The 19820-nt window shown below is 64.0% G+C and carries 15 protein-coding genes and 2 pseudogenes; 11 read left to right on the top strand and 6 right to left on the bottom strand.

Features of this window, described 5'->3' with window-relative positions; all coding sequences use genetic code 11:
- Positions 1 to 112 precede the first annotated feature (112 nt).
- From ACR0MM_RS13560 to ACR0MM_RS13590, 7 genes are all read left to right on the top strand, one after another.
- Positions 113 to 1000, top strand: a complete 888-nt coding sequence (locus ACR0MM_RS13560; protein WP_170461586.1) for a glucosamine kinase nucleotide-binding domain-containing protein — start codon at positions 113 to 115, stop codon at positions 998 to 1000.
- The gene (locus tag ACR0MM_RS13565; protein ID WP_170341182.1) at positions 997 to 1764 is read left to right on the top strand and encodes a GntR family transcriptional regulator; all 768 of its coding nucleotides are present in this window, start codon (positions 997 to 999) and stop codon (positions 1762 to 1764) included. The genes ACR0MM_RS13560 and ACR0MM_RS13565 overlap by 4 nt, the downstream gene beginning before the upstream one ends.
- Before the next feature lie 8 nt (positions 1765 to 1772).
- Entirely contained in the window at positions 1773 to 2804 is a 1032-nt protein-coding gene (locus ACR0MM_RS13570; protein WP_480696716.1) for an SIS domain-containing protein, read from the top strand.
- Positions 2801 to 3952: an N-acetylglucosamine-6-phosphate deacetylase gene (gene nagA / locus ACR0MM_RS13575; RefSeq protein WP_480696718.1), complete on the top strand. Its 1152-nt coding sequence runs from the start codon at positions 2801 to 2803 to the stop codon at positions 3950 to 3952. The genes ACR0MM_RS13570 and nagA overlap by 4 nt, the downstream gene beginning before the upstream one ends.
- A 152-nt stretch (positions 3953 to 4104) precedes the next feature.
- Complete coding sequence (locus ACR0MM_RS13580; protein ID WP_480696720.1) at positions 4105 to 5022, top strand: dihydrodipicolinate synthase family protein; 918 nt, start codon at positions 4105 to 4107, stop codon at positions 5020 to 5022.
- A 3-nt stretch (positions 5023 to 5025) separates the two neighbouring features.
- Complete coding sequence (locus ACR0MM_RS13585; RefSeq protein ID WP_480696722.1) at positions 5026 to 6522, top strand: aldehyde dehydrogenase; 1497 nt, start codon at positions 5026 to 5028, stop codon at positions 6520 to 6522.
- Positions 6519 to 7859 carry an NAD(P)/FAD-dependent oxidoreductase gene (locus tag ACR0MM_RS13590; RefSeq protein ID WP_480696724.1) on the top strand — a complete coding sequence of 447 codons (1341 nt, stop codon included), beginning with the start codon at positions 6519 to 6521 and terminating at the stop codon, positions 7857 to 7859. Before ACR0MM_RS13585 ends, ACR0MM_RS13590 begins: the two co-directional genes overlap by 4 nt.
- A 42-nt stretch (positions 7860 to 7901) precedes the next feature.
- On the opposite strand, the gene ACR0MM_RS13595 is transcribed toward ACR0MM_RS13590, so the two are convergent.
- A complete protein-coding gene (locus tag ACR0MM_RS13595) occupies positions 7902 to 9452 on the bottom strand; it encodes a trimethylamine methyltransferase family protein (protein WP_480696726.1) in 1551 nt (516 codons plus the stop codon).
- A gap of 161 nt (positions 9453 to 9613) precedes the next feature.
- Here ACR0MM_RS13595 and ACR0MM_RS13600 point away from each other — a divergent pair.
- Positions 9614 to 11239, top strand: a pseudogene (locus ACR0MM_RS13600) (GMC family oxidoreductase).
- 34 nt (positions 11240 to 11273) lie between these two features.
- Positions 11274 to 12239, top strand: coding sequence for a cation efflux transmembrane domain-containing protein (locus ACR0MM_RS13605; protein WP_480696728.1), 966 nt, complete (start codon positions 11274 to 11276; stop codon positions 12237 to 12239).
- Here ACR0MM_RS13605 and ACR0MM_RS13610 read toward each other — a convergent pair.
- From ACR0MM_RS13610 to ACR0MM_RS13630, 5 genes and pseudogenes are all read right to left on the bottom strand, one after another.
- Positions 12233 to 12898, bottom strand: a complete 666-nt coding sequence (locus ACR0MM_RS13610; RefSeq protein WP_170529815.1) for a D-lyxose/D-mannose family sugar isomerase — start codon at positions 12896 to 12898, stop codon at positions 12233 to 12235. The two genes, ACR0MM_RS13605 and ACR0MM_RS13610, sit on opposite strands and share 7 nt — an antisense overlap.
- An 18-nt stretch (positions 12899 to 12916) precedes the next feature.
- A complete protein-coding gene (locus tag ACR0MM_RS13615) occupies positions 12917 to 13843 on the bottom strand; it encodes a carbohydrate kinase family protein (protein WP_480634142.1) in 927 nt (308 codons plus the stop codon).
- Between the two features lie 39 nt (positions 13844 to 13882).
- The gene (locus ACR0MM_RS13620; protein ID WP_480696938.1) at positions 13883 to 14926 is read right to left on the bottom strand and encodes a glucokinase; all 1044 of its coding nucleotides are present in this window, start codon (positions 14924 to 14926) and stop codon (positions 13883 to 13885) included.
- A pseudogene (locus ACR0MM_RS13625) lies at positions 14912 to 16210 on the bottom strand (GH1 family beta-glucosidase); the annotation flags it as partial. The gene ACR0MM_RS13620 and the pseudogene ACR0MM_RS13625, both read right to left, overlap by 15 nt.
- 2 nt (positions 16211 to 16212) lie before the next feature.
- Positions 16213 to 17244 carry a LacI family DNA-binding transcriptional regulator gene (locus tag ACR0MM_RS13630; protein WP_480696730.1) on the bottom strand — a complete coding sequence of 344 codons (1032 nt, stop codon included), beginning with the start codon at positions 17242 to 17244 and terminating at the stop codon, positions 16213 to 16215.
- A gap of 231 nt (positions 17245 to 17475) precedes the next feature.
- Between ACR0MM_RS13630 and ACR0MM_RS13635 the strand changes: the two genes are divergently transcribed.
- Both ACR0MM_RS13635 and ACR0MM_RS13640 read left to right on the top strand, forming a co-directional pair.
- Positions 17476 to 18744: an ABC transporter substrate-binding protein gene (locus ACR0MM_RS13635; protein WP_480696732.1), complete on the top strand. Its 1269-nt coding sequence runs from the start codon at positions 17476 to 17478 to the stop codon at positions 18742 to 18744.
- 63 nt (positions 18745 to 18807) lie between these two features.
- Positions 18808 to 19815, top strand: a complete 1008-nt coding sequence (locus tag ACR0MM_RS13640; RefSeq protein WP_480696734.1) for a carbohydrate ABC transporter permease — start codon at positions 18808 to 18810, stop codon at positions 19813 to 19815.
- Positions 19816 to 19820: the final 5 nt, after the last annotated feature.

Raw genomic sequence — 19820 nt, forward strand, 5'->3', positions numbered from 1 at the left:
TGTCTACCATTCGTTTCATATCACCAAATACTCACCAAAAAGCGCAAAAAATAGCGAGTCTTGGCCACAAGAGGTCTTTTTTTCATCCGAAAGGTATTGTAAAGGTATCTATATGGATGAGTCCCTCCCATATCTCATTGCAATTGACGGTGGCGGTACGCGCTGCCGGTTTGCCATGGCCGGCCCCACCGGGCGGCATGATCTGGTTCTGGGAAGCGCCAATGTCTATTCGGATCGCGCGGCGGCTATCTCAACGCTGAATGCCGGGCTGCGGGCACTGGCCGAGCGTGCTGCGATGCCCGAAGCGGCTTTGACCGGGATTCCGATCTACGCAGGGCTTGCTGGCGTGACCGACGCGGACACAGGCGCTGAAATCGCACGGCACCTGCCATCGCGCATTGTGCAGGTCGAGGATGACCGCCGCTCGGCCGTGGTTGGGGCGTTGGGGCCGGTCGATGGATGTTTGATCGGGATCGGCACCGGATCGTTCCTGGCGCGGCAAAGCGATGGCGAAATCCGGTTGATTGGCGGATATGGGGCACTCATCGGTGATGATGCGTCCGGGTATTGGCTGGGACAGCAGCTGCTGCGGCGGGTGTTGCTTGCAGCGGACGGAATAGCCCCCGACAGCGCGCTGACACGATCCGTACGCAGACGTTTTGACGAAGACCCGATGCAGATCGTGCGATTTGCGGGGCAGGCACGGCCGGCCGAAATCGCAGACTTCGCACCCGAAATCATTGCGGCGGCTCAAAAAGGCGATGTGGTGGCCGTGGCCCTGATGCGCGAGGGCGCCGACTATGTCGCTGCAGGGCTTCAGGCCCTTGGTCGCGATGATCCCGAGCCGGTCTGTGCAGTGGGCGGGGTGGCATCGCATTACATCCCCTATCTTTCCGTCGAGGTTCAGAGCGCGATGATCGAACCGGCGGGCACCGCCCTTGACGGGGCGCTGCAGCTCGCCGCACAGCTGGCCGAGCGCGCCAGATTGGGGGCCGCATGACCGCCGAAACGATCGAAACCTTCCTCAGGACCGGTGACTGGATGCAGCGGGCCGTGGGACCGCGGTACGTTCGGTTGCGCAAGCGGATCGAAGAGGGCATCGAGAATGGTCTGCTGGCGGAAAGTGCACCGCTTCCGGCCGAACGCGAGATCGCAAACCTCACGGGCCTTTCCCGCGTCACCGTGCGTCGGGCGATGCAGGATCTGGTAGATCGGGGAATCGTTATTCAGCGCCAGGGCTCGGGCAGTTTCGTGGCCGATGGCACGCCTCGGGTCGAGCAATCTCTGTCACGGCTGACCTCGTTCACCGAGGACATGAATCGACGCGGTCTTGAATCCTCAAGCGAGTGGCTTGAGCGAGGTGTGCACACTCCGTCGCCCGAGGAGGTGATGGCGCTGGCCCTGTCCTCGGGTGAAGCGGTTGCGCGCATCTCGCGCCTGCGTATGGCCAATGACCGGCCCATGGCGATCGAACGGGCCTCGCTGCCGATCGACATTCTGCCGCGCCCGCAGGAGGTCGAAGCCTCATTGTACGAAGTCCTGGAGCGGGATGGAAACCGGCCAGTACGGGCGCTGCAGCGCATATCGGCGATCAATCTGGACAGCGCCGACGCGGGTTTGCTTGGGGTCGAACCCGGTGCGGCCGGGCTGCGCATTGTTCGAACATCATACCTGTCCAATCGGCGGGTCGTTGAATTCACTCGGTCGATCTATCGCGGCGACGCCTATGATTTTGTCGCCGAATTGCGGTTGGCCAACAGCTAGGACACATCATGCAACAGCAGATCACCCGGATGCGCCGGGAAATTGATGAAATCCCTGTGGCGGTAGAGCGGCTTTTTAGCCGGGGTCAGGCCGATATTGAGGCGGTCGCTTCGGTTGCCCGCGAACTGGACCCGACATTTGTCGTGACGGTCGCACGCGGGTCTTCCGATCACGTCTGCACCTATCTCAAATACGCCTCGGAAATCCTGTTGGGTGTGCCGGTGGCCTCGGTCGGGCCGTCGATCGGATCGATCTACGACTCGGTTCTGCGCATGCGCCAGGCGATGTGCCTGTCGGTGTCGCAATCCGGCAAAAGCCCCGACATCGTGGCCATGGCTCGCAATGCCCGACGCGACGGCGCATTGACAGTAGCGTTGACCAACGACGCGGCTTCACCGTTGGCCGAAGTCAGCGATCACGCCGTAGATATACAGGCGGGCCCCGAACTGAGTGTTGCGGCCACCAAGACATTCGTCACCTCGGCGGTGGCCGGCTTGTGGCTGTTGGCAGAGTGGGGGCAGGATGCGGCGTTGCTGGCGGCGTTGCGCGACCTGCCCGAGCAGCTGGATCAGGCGGCCCGGATCGATTGGCCCGAAGTGCGTGACGCTATTGGTGCTCACCCGTCATTGTTCACGCTTGGCCGAGGTCAGGCACTGGCCGTATCGAACGAAGCTGCGCTGAAGTTCAAGGAGACCTGCCAGTTGCACGCTGAAAGCTATTCCTCGGCCGAGGTTCTGCACGGGCCGGTGTCCATCGTCGAGGAAGGTTTTCCGGTACTCAGCTTTGCAGCGGCAGATGCGGCGGAGCCTGCGTTGGCGGAGGTGGCTGACGCGATCAGCGCCAAGGGTGCCCGTGTCTTTGCGACCACGGACAGGGTTACTGCCGCGACGCGCATTCCGCATGTCCGCACGGGCCATGCCCTGACTGATCCGCTGAGCTTGATCGTCTCCTTCTACGCGATGGTCGAGGCCTTTGCCGCCTCGCGCGGGATCGATCCGGACGCACCGCGGCATCTGAACAAGGTGACGGAAACCGTATGACCAGCGAACTGCAGGCTCTGGTGGGCGCGGACATTCTGACCCCTGCAGGTATCCTGCAGGATCATGCCCTTCTGTTCGCGGAAGGGCGTATCGAGGGCGTGACGCCTGTCTCCGACACTCCTGCCACAGCGAGGGTGTCGCGGCTGGACGGTGGCCTGCTGGTTCCGGGCTTCGTCGATCTGCAGGTCAATGGCGGCGGCGGGGCAATGCTGAACAACGCCCCCGATCTGGAAACGCTCCGCACAATGTCGGTGGCACATGCGTGTATCGGAGCAACGTCGATCTTGCCAACGCTGATCACGGATACGCCTGAGGTCACGCGCCGGGCCATCGCGGCCACGATTGCAGCCGTGAACGAGGGTGTTCCCGGCATTGTCGGGCTTCATCTGGAAGGCCCGCACCTGTCCCAAGCCCGAAAGGGTGCACATGATGCTGCCCTGATCCGACCAATGGCGCAGGCTGATCTGGATTTGTTGCTGGACACAGCCGCACGGTTGCCGGTTCTCAAGGTTACGGTGGCGCCGGAAAGCGTGACCGATGATCAGATACATGCCATGACCCAAGCGGGGATCGTCGTATCGCTGGGCCATACGGGTGCGAGTTTTGAAACCTGTCAGAAAGCGGCTCAGGCCGGCGCGCGTTGCGTCACACATTTGTTCAATGCTCAGAGCCAGATGGGTAACCGAGAGCCCGGCGTCGTAGGCGCGGCGCTGGCGCTTGGCGAGCTGTCTGCGGGCCTGATCGCGGATGGAATTCACGTCCACCCGGTTTCAGTGCGCAATGCCATCCGGGCCAAAACAGGGCCGGGTTGTGTTTTTCTTGTCAGCGACGCGATGGCGACCGCCGGGTCGGATATCGACAGCTTCCTGCTGAACGGCCGTCAGATCTTGCGCGACGGCAACCGGTTGACCCTCGCCGATGGAACGCTCGCCGGTGCGCATCTCGAGCTGTTGGACGCGGTTCGCAACGTGGTTGCCTTCGCGCAACTGCCTTTGCAAGCTGCTTTCGACATGGCGACCCGGTTGCCCGCAGACCTGATCGGCAGATCAGATCTTGGCCGTTTGGCGGCCGGTGCCTGCGCCAATGTGCTGCATGTCTCCGACCACGGGATGCTCCAGGTCTGGCAGGAAGGTCACGCACTCAGCTGACGGTGTTCAGGCCGACCCATGGTCGTCTGATTTTCCTCGACATGTCGGACCCTGGGCCGTTCATGTCGGGAATCTGCATTGTGCACATCTTGTATTTTTCTTAGCCTTGGTGTCGGGCGCAAGCTTCATGCGTGCCCGGCAAGAGGATTGAGATGACGCCCGTGTTCAGATTTCAGGGGATCTATACCCCGGTGGTGACGCCCTATGCCGATGATTTCAGCGTCGATTGGGATGCGCTGGCCGAGGTGATCGAATACCTGGTCGAGAATGGCGTGCACGGTCTGATCTCGGGCGGGTCCACGGGCGAAAACTATGCCCAGACCGTTGATGAAAGGCTGGAACTGGCGCGTTTTACCCACCAGCGATTGAAGGGTCGGTTGCCTTTGGTGGTCGGGACCGGCGCGATGTTGACGCCGGATTCGATCGCGTTGGCTCAAGGCGCGCGCCAGATCGGGGCCGATGCCATCCTGCTGGCCAGCCCGCCCTATTCGGTGCCGACGGATCGGGAAAACGCCCTTAATGCGCTGGCCATCGACAAGGCGGCTGATTTGCCGGTGATGCTGTACAACTATCCGCACCGCACCGGCACGATGATGGGGGCGGAGTTCCTCGACCGTGTGGGGCGCAGCCGCAATTTCTGCGGCATCAAGGAAAGCTCGGGCGACATCAACCGCTTACACATGCTGGCGCGGGACTATCCGCATATCCAGCTGGGCTGCGGCATGGACGATCAGGCGCTGGAATTCTTCGCCTGGGGCGCGCCGTTCTGGGTCTGTGGCGGGTCGAATTTTCTGCCGCGCGAGCATGTGGCGCTTTATGAGGCCTGCGTGTTGCAAGGCGATTTCGCCAAGGGCCGCCGGATCATGTCGGCGCTGATGCCGTTGATGCGAGTGCTCGAACAGGGCGGTAAGTTCATCCAGACCATCAAGCATGGGGTCACGATGAACGGCATCCCGGCGGGCGCGGTTCGGCCGCCTCTGAAGGGGCTGAACAAGGATGACAAGCGCGCGCTGGAACAGGTGACCCGCGTGTTGAAACGCAAGATCGCAGACATCATGGCGGAGGGCTGAGGCATGGGCTTGCTGACACGGGACGAATACGCATCCATCGCCGCCGGGCTGGACCTGCCCACCGGCGCTTTCATCGACGGCGGCTATCGCCCGGCGATCTCGGGCGCGGTGTTTCCCACGGTGAACCCGGCCACAGGCGCGGTGCTGACCGAGGTCGCGGCCTGCGCCGCCGCCGATGTGGACCTGGCCGTAGAAAAGGCGCGCGAGTCCTTCGACGACGGCCGCTGGTCGCGCCTGCACCCGTCGGCGCGCAAAGATGTGTTGATTCGCCTGGCCAAGCTCATGACCCGCAATGCCCGCGAACTGGCGGTGATGGAAAGCATCGACAGCGGCAAGACCATCTTTGACTGCGAAACCGTGGATGTGCCCGAGGCGATCCACTGCCTGAAATGGCACGCCGAGGCAATCGACAAGATTTACGATCAAGTCGCGCCCGCCAGCGACGACCACATCGCGATGATCCTGCGCGAACCGATCGGGGTGGTTGGGCTGGTGCTGCCGTGGAACTTCCCCTTGCTGATGCTGGCCTGGAAGATCGGCCCGGCGCTGGCGGCAGGGTGCTCGGTGGTGGTAAAGCCGGCGATGGAAACCCCGCTGACCGCGCTGCGTCTGGCCGAACTGGCGGCCGAGGCCGGGCTGCCGCGCGGGGTTCTGAACGTGGTTCCGGGTGGCGGCGCCGAGGTGGGCGAACCCATCGGGCGGCATATGGATGTCGACATGGTGTCCTTCACCGGCTCGACCGTAACGGGCAAGAAATTCCTGTCCTATGCCGCCGAAAGCAACGCCAAGGAGGTGGTGCTGGAAATGGGCGGCAAGAACCCGGCCATCGTGCTGGAGGATGCCGAGAACCTCGACCGGGTTGCCGCCCATGTGGTGAACGGGGCGTTCTGGAACATGGGCGAGAACTGCTCGGCCACGTCGCGCCTGATTGTGCACCGTGCGGTCAAACCCGAGTTGCTGGAGCGCGTCGCCCATCATGCCCGCCAGTGGAACGTGGGCGACCCGCTGGACCCTGCAACCCGGCTGGGCGCGCTGGTGAGCAAAGACCATTTCCACAAGGTCTGCGGCTATCTCGACAAGGCGTCGTCAGTTCTTCTGGGCGGCAAGGCTGAAAACGGGTTCGTCGAGGCAACCGTGGTCGAGCTGCCGGACAATGACGCGCCGCTGGCGCGCGAGGAAATCTTTGGGCCCGTTCTGTCGGTGATCGAGGTTGCGGGGTTCGACGAGGCCATCGCGATGGCCAATGACACGCCATATGGGCTGTGCGCGTCGCTGTTCACCGCCAATGCCAAGCGCGCCCTGCGCGGCGCCCGCGCGATCCGGGCCGGGACCGTGACGGTGAACAGCTTTGGCGAGGGCGACATCTCGACCCCGTTCGGCGGCTACAAGCAGTCGGGCTTTGGCGGGAGGGACAACGGGCTGCACGCGCATGACCAGTACACGCAGTTGAAGACGCTGTGGATCGACCTGTCGGATGATGCCGACGAGGCGGTGGATTGACGCGGTTCACCGCGTGCCGCCTGCCGGTTCAGCGCGGCCCGGCGGCGTGGAATGCCCTGCTGGGTCCGCAACCTCCGGCGCGGCAGCTTTTGGGCAATTTCACCGCCGATTTCACCATCGTGGGCGCAGGCTTTGCCGGGCTGTCTGCGGCGCGGCGTCTGCGGCAGCTGGTGCCCGAGGCGCGGATCGTGGTGCTTGAAGCCGGGCGTGTGGCGGAAGGCGCGGCGGGGCGCAACTCGGGCTTCATGATCGATCTGCCGCATGATCTGGCCTCGGACGACTATGCCGGGGCGGGCGATGACCGGGCGATGATCGGGCTGAACCGGCAGGCTATCGCTTTTGCCCGCGCGGCGGTCGAGGACTACGGCATCGACTCCAACTATTTCGATCCGGCGGGCAAGGTGAACGGCGCGGCCAGCCCGGCGGGACACGCGCACAACCAAAGCTATGCTCGCCATCTGGACAGCCTCGGCGAGCGGTCCGAGATGCTGGACCGGCAGCAGATGCAGGAACTCACTGGGTCCGGGCACTATGTATCGGGGCTGTTTACACCCGGCACGGTCATGCTGCAGCCGGCGGGCTATGTGCGCGGTTTGGCGGCGGGGTTGGCGGCCGATGGGGTGCAGATTTTTGAAAACAGTGCGGTCGCGGGGTTCCAGCGCGACGGGGCAGGCTGGCGCGTGCAGACCGCGCGCGGGCAGGTCTCGACCGGCCGACTGATCCTGTCGGTGAACGGCCATCTGGAAAGTTTCGGTGTCGAACGTGGCCGACTGATGCAGCTGTTTCTGTTCGCGGCGATGACGCGCGAACTGGAGGCCGATGCGCTGGCCCGGCTGGGTGGCCGGCCGCGCTGGGGCGTGACCCCGTCCGATCCGATGGGCACCACCATGCGCCGGATCGACACCGGGCAGGGCGGCAACCGGATCATCACCCGCACCTGCGCCGTGCTGCGCCCGGGCATGGAGGCGCGGGCAGCGGACCTGCGGCGCGCAGCTGCGGTGATGCGGCGCAAGTTCGACCGGCGCTTTCCGCAGTTGCGCGGCATCGCGATGGAGTACGAATGGGCCGGCCATCTATGCCTGAGCCTGAACGGCGTCTCGGTCACCCGCGAGATCGAGACCGGCGTTTATTCCGCCTGCGTCCAGAACGGGTTGGGCACCGCGCGCGGCACCCTGACCGGGATCGCCGCGGCCGAAATGGCCTGTGGCGTGCGGTCCGGGATCAGCGAGCATTTCGGCGCCGAGGACTGGCCCAAGCGCCTGCCGCCCCGACCCTTACGCGAGATCGGCGCCAACATGGTGCTGCGCTGGAAGGAATGGCGCGCGCGCGACGAATGAAAAAGGCCCGCCTGACAGGCAGGCGGGCAAGTGGAGTGTTTCCTAATAGTGCTGGTTCAACTCGTCGGCGGCGGGGATCTCCCGCTCGCGCCGGGCGATGTAGTCGCGCAGCGCCTCGTCGGTGGCCGGGTCCAGGCGGGGCTCTTGATACTCGGCCAGCAGCTTGCGGGCGTGGTTCAGGGCGCGCTCGGTGATCTCGACCTCGCCCTCGGCCACCCATTGTTCGATCGAGTTGTTGTCGAACAGTTCGGGCATGAAGAACGCCTCTTGGAAATTGCCCTGCGTATGCGGATGGCCCAGGTAATGCCCACCGGGGCCGATATCGGACACGGCGGCAACGGCCTCGTCGAAGTCGTGCCATTTCGGACCCTCGGCCATGCGGTAGGCCATGGCGCATTGCTCGGCATCGACAACGAACTTGGCGGTCGAACAATGCATCCCGGCCTCGTTCCAGCCCGCCGAATGCCAGATATAGTTGGCCCCGGCATGGATCACCGCCGACAGCGTGGTGGCGGATTCATATCCCGCCTGCGCATCGAATGTCTTGGCCCCGCCCAGCGTGTTCGAACTGCGCCACGGCACGCCGTAGTGCCGGGCCATCTGGCCGATCATGAAGTTCATCAGGCTGATCTCGGGCGTGCCCGCCATCGGCGCGCCGGACTTCATGCTGACGGTCGACAGGTAATGCCCATAGATCGCCGGACAGCCACGCCGGATCACCTGCGTATAGGCCAGCGCGCTCAGCGCCTCGGCGTTCAGCTGCGCGACCGTCGCCGGCACGCTGGCCGGCGTGTTGGCCCCGCCCAGCACGAAGGGCGAGCACAGCACCGGCTGGTTGCGGCGGCAGAAGGCGCGCATCGCCCCCAGCATGGTCTCGTCCCAGACCAGCGGCGAGTTGCCGTTGCAGTTGCCGGTGGTGACGGGGTGATCCTCCATGAACTCTTCGCCGAACAGGATCGCGCACATCTCCATCACGTCCTCGGCGTTTCTGGGCGAGTTGGTCATGCCCATGAAGGTCTTGTCGGAATATTTGATCGACGAATAGGTGATGCGCAGGTGGCGCTGGCTGATCGGGTGATCATAGGGCTCGACGATGTGGTGGGCGCTGGAATGCAGCGCCGGCAGCATGTGGCTGAGCTTGTGGAATATCGCCAGGTCGTTCAGTGTCGGATTGCGGCGCACGTCGTCCAGATCGCGCAGAAACGGCGCGCCGGTCATCGGCACGAAAATCGCGTGCGGCCCGCCCAGGCGCACATTCTTGCGCGGGTCACGGGCGTGATAGATGAAGTCCGAGGGGATCGTCGCGATCAAGTCGCGGACCAGCCCGCGATCAAGATACACCCGCTCGCCGTCAACCTTGGCACCGGCCGCCTTCCAGTCGGCCAGCGCAATCGGGTCGCGGAACTGCACGCCAACGTTTTCGAGGATGTCCATCGAGGTTGCGTCGATCCGCTCGACCTGTGACCCGTCCATCACTTCGCACAGCGGGATGTTGCGGGTCAGGACCGGCAACATGTCAAAGCTGGGCGCGGTGCGCAGGGCGCGGCGGGCGGCGCGGCCTCCGGAGCGGACGCGGGTGGCGGTCTGGGTCATTCTGGGCCTCCTTTGACACCAGTCTGACCAGCAACTGGGGGCGCGACCTGCAGGATTGCGAAATACTGTTGCGGAATGCGACATCGAGCCCGTGCATTGCCCGCAACAGCTGCTAAGCTGCGCTTCGCAGGATCAGGAACAATGCACAGAGCAGACCGAGAATGAATTCCGCCACATCTGAAACCGCCCGGCTTGAGGGTGAATACGACTATATCATCATAGGCGCGGGTACGGCGGGCTGCGTGCTGGCCAACCGGTTGACCGAAGACCCCAGGACACGGGTTCTGCTGCTCGAGGCGGGCAAGTCGGACAATTACCATTGGGTCCACATCCCGGTGGGGTATCTGTACTGCATCGGCAATCCGCGCACCGACTGGATGATGAAAACCGCGCCCGAGCCTGGGCTGAACGGGCGGTCGCTGGTCTATCCGCGCGGCTAGGTGCTGGGCGGGTGCAGCTCGGTCAACGGGATGATCTACATGCGCGGACAGGCGGCCGATTATGACCATTGGCGGCAGCTGGGCAATGCGGGCTGGGGCTGGGACGATGTGCTGCCCTATTTCCTGAAATCCGAAGATCACCACGCCGGCGACAGCGAAATGCACAGGTCCGGCGGCGAGTGGAAGGTTCAGAAACAGCGGCTGAGCTGGGAGATCCTGAAGGCCGTGCAGGCCGGCGCGCGCGAGATCGGCATCCAGCCGAGTGCCGATTTCAATGATGGCAATAACGAAGGCTCGGGGTTTTTCGAGGTCAACCAGAAGAACGGCGTGCGCTGGAACACGGCCAAGGGATTTCTGCGCCCGGCGATGAAACGGCCCAACCTGCGGGTCCTGACTGAGGCCGAGACTCTGGGCCTGATCCTCGAGGGCAAGACCGTGCGTGGCGTGCGCTTTGTTCGTGGCGGCACCGAATACCGGGCCCTGGCCGGGGCCGAGGTTCTGCTGGCGGCGGGGGCGATCAACTCGCCCAAGCTGCTGGAACTGTCCGGGATCGGCGATCCACAGGTGCTGGCGGCGCATGGACTCGCGGTTCAGTATGAAAGCGCGGGCGTGGGGGCGAACCTGCAGGACCACCTGCAGATCCGAACCGTGTTCAAGGTGCGGAACGTGAAAACTTTGAACACCATGGCCAACAGCCTGTGGGGCAAGGCGCGCATCGCGGCGCAATACGCCCTGACTCGGTCGGGTCCGATGGCGATGGCGCCCAGCCAGTTCGGCATGTTCACCAAATCCGACCCGATGCTGGCCACGCCGGATCTGGAATATCACGTGCAGCCGTTGTCGACCGACCGGCTGGGCGACCCGCTGCATCCGTTCCCCGCGATCACAGTCTCGGTCTGCAATCTGCGGCCCGAAAGCCGGGGGCACTGCCACATCACCACGCCCGATCCGAAGGCCCAGCCCGAGATCAGGTTGAACTACCTCTCGACCGAGCGTGACCGGCAGGTGGCGGTCAAATCCGTGCAGCAGGCCCGGCAGGTGATGGCCGCGCGGGCGCTGGCACCCTACCACCCGCAAGAGGTTCTGCCGGGCCCTGAGATCAACGACCAACAGGGTCTGCTGGATGCGGTGGGCGACATCGCCACCACGATCTTTCACCCGGTCGGCACCTGCCGCATGGGCAGTGACGCCGCCGCGGTGGTCGATCCACGGTTGCGCGTTCGGGGGCTGGAGGGGCTGCGGGTGGTCGATGCCTCGGTCATGCCGAAGATCGTGTCGGGCAATACCGCCTCGCCCGTGATCATGATCGCGGAGATGGCTGCCGACATGATACGCGGACGGGCATGAAAATGGGGCTTGCGCCTTGGCCCGTCGGGCACAAATGACCGCCAGCCTCATCAACCGAAAAGCTGAACCGATGCAGGACACATTGATCTTTGAACGCCGGTCGCTGAACGCGGCAAAATGGGCCAGCCTGTTCATGGCGGGCGCCGGGGTTGTGGCCGGGTTGCTGGCAAACTCCGATGCGCTGTTGCTGGACGGGCTGTTCTCGGGGCTCAATTTCGCAACGGCTGTGGTGGCGGGATGGGTCGCCGCCTCGATCCGTCGCGCCCCGGACCAGAACCGCCCCTTTGGATACGAGATCGACGAATCCGTCTTCGTGATGTTCCGCAGCCTGCTGTTGTTCGGGATCATCCTGATGGCAGCCGGTTCGGCGGTGAACCGGCTGCTGGCCTATGCCAAGACGGGCGAAGCCGCGCCGGTGGTTCTGGAATGGATCCTGATCTATGCCGGGGCGATGGCGGCGATCTGTCTGACGCTGTTCGCCTATCATCGCTGGAACTGGCGCCGCACCGGCAAGACCAGCGATCTGCTGCGGGTCGAGTCCCGGGCCGCGATGGTCGACGGTGTGCTGAGCCTTGGGGCCGGGGCGGCGTTTTTCGCGATCAACCTGCTTGAGGGCGGGCCGCTTGCCGGTCTGGTTCCGGTGTCGGATGCGCTGGTGGTGTTGTTGCTGTGCCTGGTGCTGCTGCCGCAGCCCATCAAGGTGTTTCTGGGCGCGCTGCGCGATATCGTGGGTGTGGCGCTGCCGGCCGATGCCCGGGCCGAGATCATTGGGCAGGCCCGCTGGATCTGTGCAGACAGCCCGTTTCAAGTGCTGGACGTGGCGACGGTGCGCAGCGGGCGGGCGCTGTTCCATCTTGTCTATCTGAAACCCGCCGAATCCGTGACGATCGAAGCCTTCGAGGCCGTCCGCGACCGGCTGGCCCAAGCCGCAAGCCCGGGCCGGGTCGCGTTGACGCTGGCCTCCGACCCGCCCTTTGGTCGGGCCCCGCGCGTTCAGTAGTCGGCAACCAGCAGGAATTCGGGCGCGGTGTCTTCCTCGATCGTGGCAAAGCGCGGGATCGGCTGTTCGAACACGTTGTCGGTGCGGTCGTCATTGACGGTCGAGACCTCGCCGATCAGACAATCGCCCTTTTCCGCCCAGAAGGCGTGCCAGATGCCGGGCATCAGCGTGACGCTTTCGCCCGGTTTCAGGCGCAGATGTTCGCCCGGCTGGATGGTCACCGGGCAGGCGTCGCTGGGTACGGTGACGGTGGTGTCGCGGTCGATGCTGCCATCGGGTGCCGAGGCGTAGATCTCCATCACCAGATCGCCGCCGCCGCGGTTGATGATGTCCTCGGCCTTGACGATGTGGCGATGCATCGGCGACAGCTGTTTGTCACGCGAAATCAACAACTTCTCGGCATAGAGCATGCCCCGTCCTGCGCTCAGGTCCTTTTCGTCGCCATTGCGCAGGGTGAACAGGAACAGGCCCAGTTCGTCGAACCTGCCCTGGCCGTAATCGGTGATGTCCCAGCCAAGGCCACGGGCGCGGATGCCGGCGGCCTGCGGGCTGCGCATCTGCTCGGGCGTCCAGTCGGCAAAGGGCGGCAGCGCAAAGCCGAACGAATTGATGAAGGCCTGCGCCTCGGCCTTGATGCGGTTGATCTCGGATCGTTTCATATCGGTGCTTTCGATGACTTACAGCTCGTGTGCCCAGGGCGGGTTGGCCCCGGCGCGGGATACGGTGACGGCAGCAACCTTGCCGCCCAGTTCCAGCGCGGCGCGCAGGTCGTCGGGCGAGATCGCACGGAGCGCCTGTTTGGTCAGCAGCCCGGTGCGGTGCAGTTGCGCCAGTACCCCGGCGTTGAACGTGTCGCCCGCGCCCACCGTGTCGACCACCTGAACCGGCGTGACCGGCACTGAAACCGTGCGGCCATCGGCCAGATACCCGGTCGCGCCCTGGCTGCCGCGCGTGACGATCACCACGGCGGGGCCGGCCTGCAGCAGCAGCGGCACCTTTTCTTCCAGCGTTTCAGGGCCGGGGACGATCCAGTCCAGATCTTCGTCCGAGACCTTGACGATGTCGGCCTGCGCGATCATCCGGTTCAGCCGGGTGCGATAGCGGGTCTGGTCCTGGATGAAGCCGGGGCGGATGTTGGGGTCGATCATCACCGCGCGCTCGGCCCCGTGACGGTCCAGCAGGGCGGCATAGGCATCGGCGCAGGGCTCGCAGGCCAGGCTGATGCCGCCGAAATACAGCGCCGAGGTCGCGGTCAGCTGGTCCGGCATGTCCTCGGGGCGCAGCATCCGCCCGGCCGAGTTTTCATCGACGAAGGAATAGGTGGCGTGCCCGTCCTGCAGTTGTACGAAGGCCAACGTGGTCGGACGGTCCGAAAGAACAACCTGCGAGCCATCCACATGACTGTCTTTCAGGGCCTGCGCCAGTTGCTGGCCGAACATGTCGCGCGACAACCCGGTCAGCATTCCGGCAGGCGCACCCAGCCGGCCCAGGGCGATGGCGGTGTTGAACACCGCGCCACCCGAATGCGGCACGAAACCTTGCGCGCCCGAAACCGTCGGCTCCGCGATCATGTCGATCAGGGCCTCGCCACAGCACAGGATCATGTCCCGGCTCCTTCCTTCTGCAAAGATCTGGCGGTGAGTTTACCGCGCGAGCGCATTTTTGCAGAAGTTGTTAGCGCCAACAATGCCAAATTCAGCCTGTTCCGACACATAAACGCCAAAGCCTTGCCGCAGCGCGTCGAACCGGCCGCCGGCGTTGAAGGCGGCCAGGAAGTCGTCGCCGAACAGCCAGCGGTTCTTCTCGGCCACGCCGCCCACAAGGAAGACGCCGCCGGTGGGCATCACGGTGACGGCCATGTCGCCCATCACGGCACCCAGATGGGTGGTGAAGATCTGCGCGGCGCGCATGGCGAGCGGATCGGACCCGTCGCGCGCGGCCTGCAGGATGTCCCTGGCGGGCAGGGCGGGCGTGTCGGGCTGGCCCGCGACCATGCCCACGGCGCGGTACAGGATCGGCAGGCCCGTGCCGCTGAGGAACATCTCTGCCTCGAGCGTCAGGCTGTCGCCAAAGAAACACTCGGACGCGATCCGGCGGGCGGCTTCGAACACGTCCACCTCGTCGCGGGTGCGGGGCGACAGGCCGACATGGCCGCCCTCGCCCGAGACGGTGTGATAGTGGCCTTCGGAATACAAAAGCGCGCCGACGCCCAGCCCGGTGCCGGGGCCGACCACCAGTCGGGTGCCCTTGGGCGGGGTCGGGTCGCCCTGCAGGGCCTGCACGTCATCGCCGGTGATCTCGGCCACCGACCATGCGGCGGCGGTGAAGTCGTTGATGACAAAGGTATGGTCCGCGCCGGTGGCCGTGGCGATGTCGGCCTCGGACAGGTCCAGATTGGCATTGGTCAGACGGATCGTGCCATTGCGCACCGGGCCCGCGCCCGCGGCGACCACGGCGCGCGGCGGCGTTCCGATCTCGGCGCATAGGTCGTGCAGGGCGGCCAGAAACTCGGGCAGGGAGCCGGTCGGCGATTTGCGCAGATCGGTGAGGGTGCCATTGGTGACGACCCCCAGCCGCGTGTTGGTGCCGCCGATATCGGCCACCAGGTTCCAGTAGTCGTGCATCGCGCCCCTGGGCTGCGCCATCGGAACCGAGACCGGATCGCCCTGGGCCAAAGCGGCTTGCATCGCCCGGAACGAGGCCTTGGGGCGGCGTTCCAGCGTGTCGAAATCGACATCGACCAGGCCGAACCGCTTTTCGAATCCCAGCGCCCATTCGTAGTTGTCCAACAACGACCAGATGAAATAGCCCTTGACCCGAACGCCCTGATCCAGCGCGTCCTGAACCGCCGCCAGATGCTGATTCAAATAGTCGATTCGGTCGTCATCCTGCTGCCGCTCGGGGCTGGCCATGCCGTTTTCGGTGACATAGATCGGCAGATCGCCCGTGTAGTCCCGCGCAGTACGGGTCAGGAACCGAGTCAGCGCGCTTGGCTCGATCTCCCACCCCATCTGCGTCTTGGGCAGGGGGCCGGGGACCTCTTGCAGGCTGGGCCAGGGCGTGTCGGCGGGCGCGATCAGCTTGCGGGTATAGTAGTTCAGCCCGCACCAGTCGACCGGCGTGCCGATCGTGTCGAAATCATCCTGCCACCTGTCGGGTAGGTGGGACTGGAGCCCTTGCAGGACATTCTCGGGGTAGGCCTTGTTGAACACGCCGCCCAGGAAGAACCGGTTGTAGATGCCGTCGTACAGATCGGCGGCTTCGCCGGCCTCGGGGGTGTCATCGGCAGGTTCGGCCCATTCCAGGTTGAACACCGCGCCCAGGTTCGACATGCCAAGGCCCCGCATCGCCTGAATCGCGCGGCCATGGGCCAGAAGGACGTGATGCATGGCGCGGGCCGTGGCGCGGATGTCGCGCAGTCCGGGGGCGTGGTGGCCTTCGAAATGGCTCAGCCAGCTGACGCACCAGGGCTCGTTGATCGGGGCGACGCTGTACATGCGGTCGCCGATGCGGCCCATGATGATCTCGGTGAAATCGGCGAACCAGTCGGCGATGTCGCGGTTGCGCCAGCCGCCCAGATCAGCCAGCGGCGAGGGCAATTCCCAGTGATAAAGTGTGGCGCAGGGGCGGATGCCGCGTTCCAGCAGGGCGTCGGCCAACCGGTCATAATAGTCCAGCCCGGCCTGATTCACCGGCCCGCGCCCTTCGGGCAGCACGCGCGCCCAACTGGTAGAAAAGCGATAGCAATCGAACCCGGCCTCGCGGATCAGGTCGAAATCCTGTTCGAAACGGTGCACGTGGTCGCAGGCCAGATCGCCGTTTTCGGCACGCACAACGTTGCCGGGCGTGGCCGCGAAACTGTCCCAATGTGTCGGGCCGGCGCCGCCCTGTGCGTGGCCTTCGATCTGATAGGCCGAGGTTGCGACACCAAAGAGGAAGTCTTTGGGGAAATCAGCGCGGGTGTATTTCATGTTCAGAACCTGTTGGGGGCGGGACCAGTCGAGCCGCCGACTACCAGTTCGGCCTCGAGCAATCTAGTCTTGGCCGGGTCGTGGGGCGCGCGGATGCGCTCGATCAGCATCTCGGCGGCCAGTTCGCCGGCGTGGCGCACCGAAGACCGGGTGGCGGTAAAGATCGGAACGTCCTGCCCGTTCTTCAGATAGGACAGGTCGTCGTCATGTGCGATCACCGACACGTCGCGGCCCATCTTCAGCCTGGCCTCGTCCAGCGCGCGCCGCACTCCGATGGCCGAGATCATCGACGAGGTCAGGATCGCGGTCGGCGGATCGTCGAGTCGCAGCATGTCGCGGGTTTCGTGATGGCCATAGACCTCGGTCATCTCGGCACTGCGCATCAGGGCCGGGTCGGGCGACAGACCGGCTTGTTTCAGCGCCTCAAGATACCCGTCGCGGCGCCTTTGGGCAAAATCCATGTCTTCCAGACCGTTGATCAGCGCGATCCGCCGGTGGCCCAGGTCGATCAGAAAGCGGGTGGCCCGCAGGAACGAGCTTTTGTTGTTCACGTCGATCCAGTCATAGGGCACGCTGACGCCGGTCGACCGGCCATGCACGATGAACGGCACCTGCATCCGGGTCAGAACCTCGATCCGCGGCTCGTTCACCTTGGGGCCCTGCAGCACCACGCCGTCGACCGCACCGCGTTGGAACAGGCTGCGATAGGCGTCTTCGATCGAGGTGTCGTCGGCATTGGTGAACATCATGTCGTAGCCATGCTCGGCATATTTCTTGACCGCGCCGGCGACGAAATCGCCGAAGATCGGGTTCACCATCTCGTGGCGCGACGAGCTGGGGATCACGTGGCCGATCACCATCGAACGACCCGTCGCCAACCCCTTGGCGCGCGCGTTCGGCCGATAGCCATGTTTGGCCGCCGCCGCCTGAACCCGCATGCGAGTCTCTTCGTTCACCTCTGGGTAACCGTTCAGCGCGCGGCTGACCGTTGTCTGTGACAGACCCAGGATCTGAGAGAGCTGTTTGAGGTTCATAGCGGTTTCAAAAGGCTTTCAATGCTTGTGTGCGCCCTGTTGTGTGGGGATTTGCGGCTTGCGTCAAGTTGTTTTGCCATTCTTTGCTATATGTCAAGAAAACATGGACACGGACGGCCCATGTCAAAATCTAGCCATTGACAGGGCCAACATGTTAGCGGATAACGGCCGCATTCAAAGCGCTTTGAAAACTGAGTCTCACACGCGCGGATACAGTTGGGAGGAAAATCAATGAAACACTCGCTTTTGGCAGGTGCGGCCACGTTTGCCCTGATGGCGGGCGCGGCACAGGCCGAAAAGGTCACCGTGTTTGGCCCATGGCTTGGTCCGGACCAGGAAAATGTCGAAAAGGTTCTGGACGGTTTTGCCGCAGCCACCGGTCATGAATATGCCTATGTCGGGTCGGACAGCTTCGAGCAGCAGATCCGCATCGACGCCGAGGCAGGATCGGCCCCGAACATCGCCGTGTTCCCCCAGCCGGGTCTTGCAGCCGATATGGCCAAGGCCGGGTTTCTGACGCCGCTTGCTGACGGGACCGCCGACTGGATCCGGGACAACTATGCCGCGGGCCAGTCCTGGGTCGACCTGGGCACCTATGCCGGGCCGGACGGTCAGGATCATCTGTATGGTTTCTTCTACAAGGTCGATGTGAAATCGCTGGTCTGGTACGTACCCGAGAACTTTGAGGACGCTGGGTATGAAGTTCCGACCACGATGGAAGAGCTCAAGGCCCTGACCGATCAGATCGTCGCCGATGGCGGCACGCCTTGGTGCATCGGTCTGGGGTCGGGTGGCGCGACCGGTTGGCCTGCGACCGACTGGGTCGAGGATATGATGCTGCGCACCCAATCCCCCGAGGATTATGACGCGTGGGTTGCCAACGAGCTGAAGTTCAACGATCCCAAGGTCGTGGCCGCGATCGAGGAATTCGGCGCATTCGCCCGCAATGACGACTACGTCGCCGGTGGGGCAGGTGCGGTTGCGACCACTGATTTCCGCGACAGCCCCAAAGGCATGTTCAGCTCGCCGCCGCAGTGCTACATGCACCGTCAGGCCTCGTTCATCCCGGCTTTCTTCCCCGAAGGAACGGTCGTGGGTGAAGATGCCGATTTCTTCTACTTCCCGGCCTATGAAAGCAAGGATCTGGGCAGCCCGGTACTGGGCGCTGGCACCCTGTGGGCGATCACCAATGACAGCCCCGCGGCGCATGACCTGATCGCCTATCTGCAGACCCCCGAGGCGCATGAGACCTGGATGGCGCTCAGCGGCTTTTTGACCCCGCACAAGGGTGTCGATAAATCGGCCTTCTCGGACCCGACGCTGAAGAAGATGAACGACATTCTTCTGGGTGCGACCACCTTCCGCTTTGACGGGTCTGACCTGATGCCGGGTGCGGTTGGCGCAGGCACGTTCTGGACAGGCATGGTCGACTATGCCGGTGGCAAACCCGCGCAAGACGTGGCGGACGAGATTCAGGCGTCTTGGGACGCGATCCAGTAAAGCCATGAAACCGGGCAATCCGACCTCCGGGTTGCCCGACCCATTGTCGCCAGGGAGGGTGACATGCATCCCGCATTGCAAGGTCTGCTGACGATCGCCATCGGCGTATCCGGCTGTGTTGGTTACTTCTACCTGTCCAACCAGTTTCTGGACAAGATTCTGTTCCCGCCGCGCGGCCCGAACGCCGGACGCAACATCAATCGGGCAAACATGGTCCGGCCATGGTTGTTTCTTTTGCCCGCTCTGGTCGCGCTGGGGCTGTACCTGGCCTACCCTGTGGTGGAAACGCTACGCCTGTCCCTGACCGACCGGGTGCCCGGCGGCGGATACGAGTGGGTGGGTCTGGACAACTACGCCCAGATGATGGGAGAGCCCAAATTCTGGGAAGCGATGCGAAACAACATGCTGTGGCTGATCGTGGTCCCGGCGCTGTCGACAGCATTTGGCCTTTTGGTCGCCCAGTTGACCGACCGCATCCGATGGGGCAATGTCGCCAAATCTCTGATCTTCATGCCGATGGCGATCTCGTTCGTGGGCGCATCGGTGATCTGGAAGCTTGTCTATGACACCCGTCCGGTCGAGCAGGACCAGATCGGCATGCTGAATGCCCTGTACATGTTCTTTGGCGGATCCGACCCGCAGACCTGGCTGACGATTCCGTTCTGGAACAATTTCTTCCTGATGATCGTGCTGGTCTGGATTCAGACGGGCTTTGCCATGGTTATCCTTTCGGCGGCCCTGCGCGGCATTCCCGAAGAGACGGTCGAGGCCGCCATTCTGGATGGCGCAAGCCCGTTCCAGATCTTCTTCAAGATCAAGGTGCCGCAGATCAAGACGACGATTCTGGTGGTGTGGACCACGATCACCATCGTCGTGCTGAAGGTGTTCGACATCGTTTTCGCCATGACCAACGGCCAGTGGGAGACACAGGTCTTGGCCAACTACATGTTCGACAAGCTGTTCCGCGCCAATGACTGGGGCGTGGGTTCGGCCTCGGCCATGGTCATCATGCTGCTGGTGACGCCGATCCTTGTCTGGAACGTGCGCAACGCGCGCAAGGAAATGGAATAGGAGGG

It is taken from the genome of Ruegeria sp. BC6 (assembly GCF_056539185.1).

Bases quoted from the DNA above. Each gene is read 5' to 3' on its own strand.
- ACR0MM_RS13635 (WP_480696732.1), top strand. From the start codon at position 17,476: ATGAAACACTCGCTTTTGGCAGGTGCGGCCACGTTTGCCCTGATGGCG.
- ACR0MM_RS13605 (WP_480696728.1), top strand. From the start codon at position 11,274: ATGACCGCCAGCCTCATCAACCGAAAAGCTGAACCGATGCAGGACACA.
- ACR0MM_RS13620 (WP_480696938.1), bottom strand. From the start codon at position 14,926: ATGCAAGCCGCTTTGGCCCAGGGCGATCCGGTCTCGGTTCCGATGGCG.
- ACR0MM_RS13585 (WP_480696722.1), top strand. From the start codon at position 5,026: ATGGGCTTGCTGACACGGGACGAATACGCATCCATCGCCGCCGGGCTG.
- ACR0MM_RS13615 (WP_480634142.1), bottom strand. From the start codon at position 13,843: ATGATCCTGTGCTGTGGCGAGGCCCTGATCGACATGATCGCGGAGCCG.
- ACR0MM_RS13560 (WP_170461586.1), top strand. From the start codon at position 113: ATGGATGAGTCCCTCCCATATCTCATTGCAATTGACGGTGGCGGTACG.
- nagA (WP_480696718.1), top strand. From the start codon at position 2,801: ATGACCAGCGAACTGCAGGCTCTGGTGGGCGCGGACATTCTGACCCCT.
- ACR0MM_RS13580 (WP_480696720.1), top strand. From the start codon at position 4,105: ATGACGCCCGTGTTCAGATTTCAGGGGATCTATACCCCGGTGGTGACG.
- ACR0MM_RS13565 (WP_170341182.1), top strand. From the start codon at position 997: ATGACCGCCGAAACGATCGAAACCTTCCTCAGGACCGGTGACTGGATG.
- ACR0MM_RS13630 (WP_480696730.1), bottom strand. From the start codon at position 17,244: ATGAACCTCAAACAGCTCTCTCAGATCCTGGGTCTGTCACAGACAACG.
- ACR0MM_RS13610 (WP_170529815.1), bottom strand. From the start codon at position 12,898: ATGAAACGATCCGAGATCAACCGCATCAAGGCCGAGGCGCAGGCCTTC.
- ACR0MM_RS13640 (WP_480696734.1), top strand. From the start codon at position 18,808: ATGCATCCCGCATTGCAAGGTCTGCTGACGATCGCCATCGGCGTATCC.
- ACR0MM_RS13570 (WP_480696716.1), top strand. From the start codon at position 1,773: ATGCAACAGCAGATCACCCGGATGCGCCGGGAAATTGATGAAATCCCT.
- ACR0MM_RS13595 (WP_480696726.1), bottom strand. From the start codon at position 9,452: ATGACCCAGACCGCCACCCGCGTCCGCTCCGGAGGCCGCGCCGCCCGC.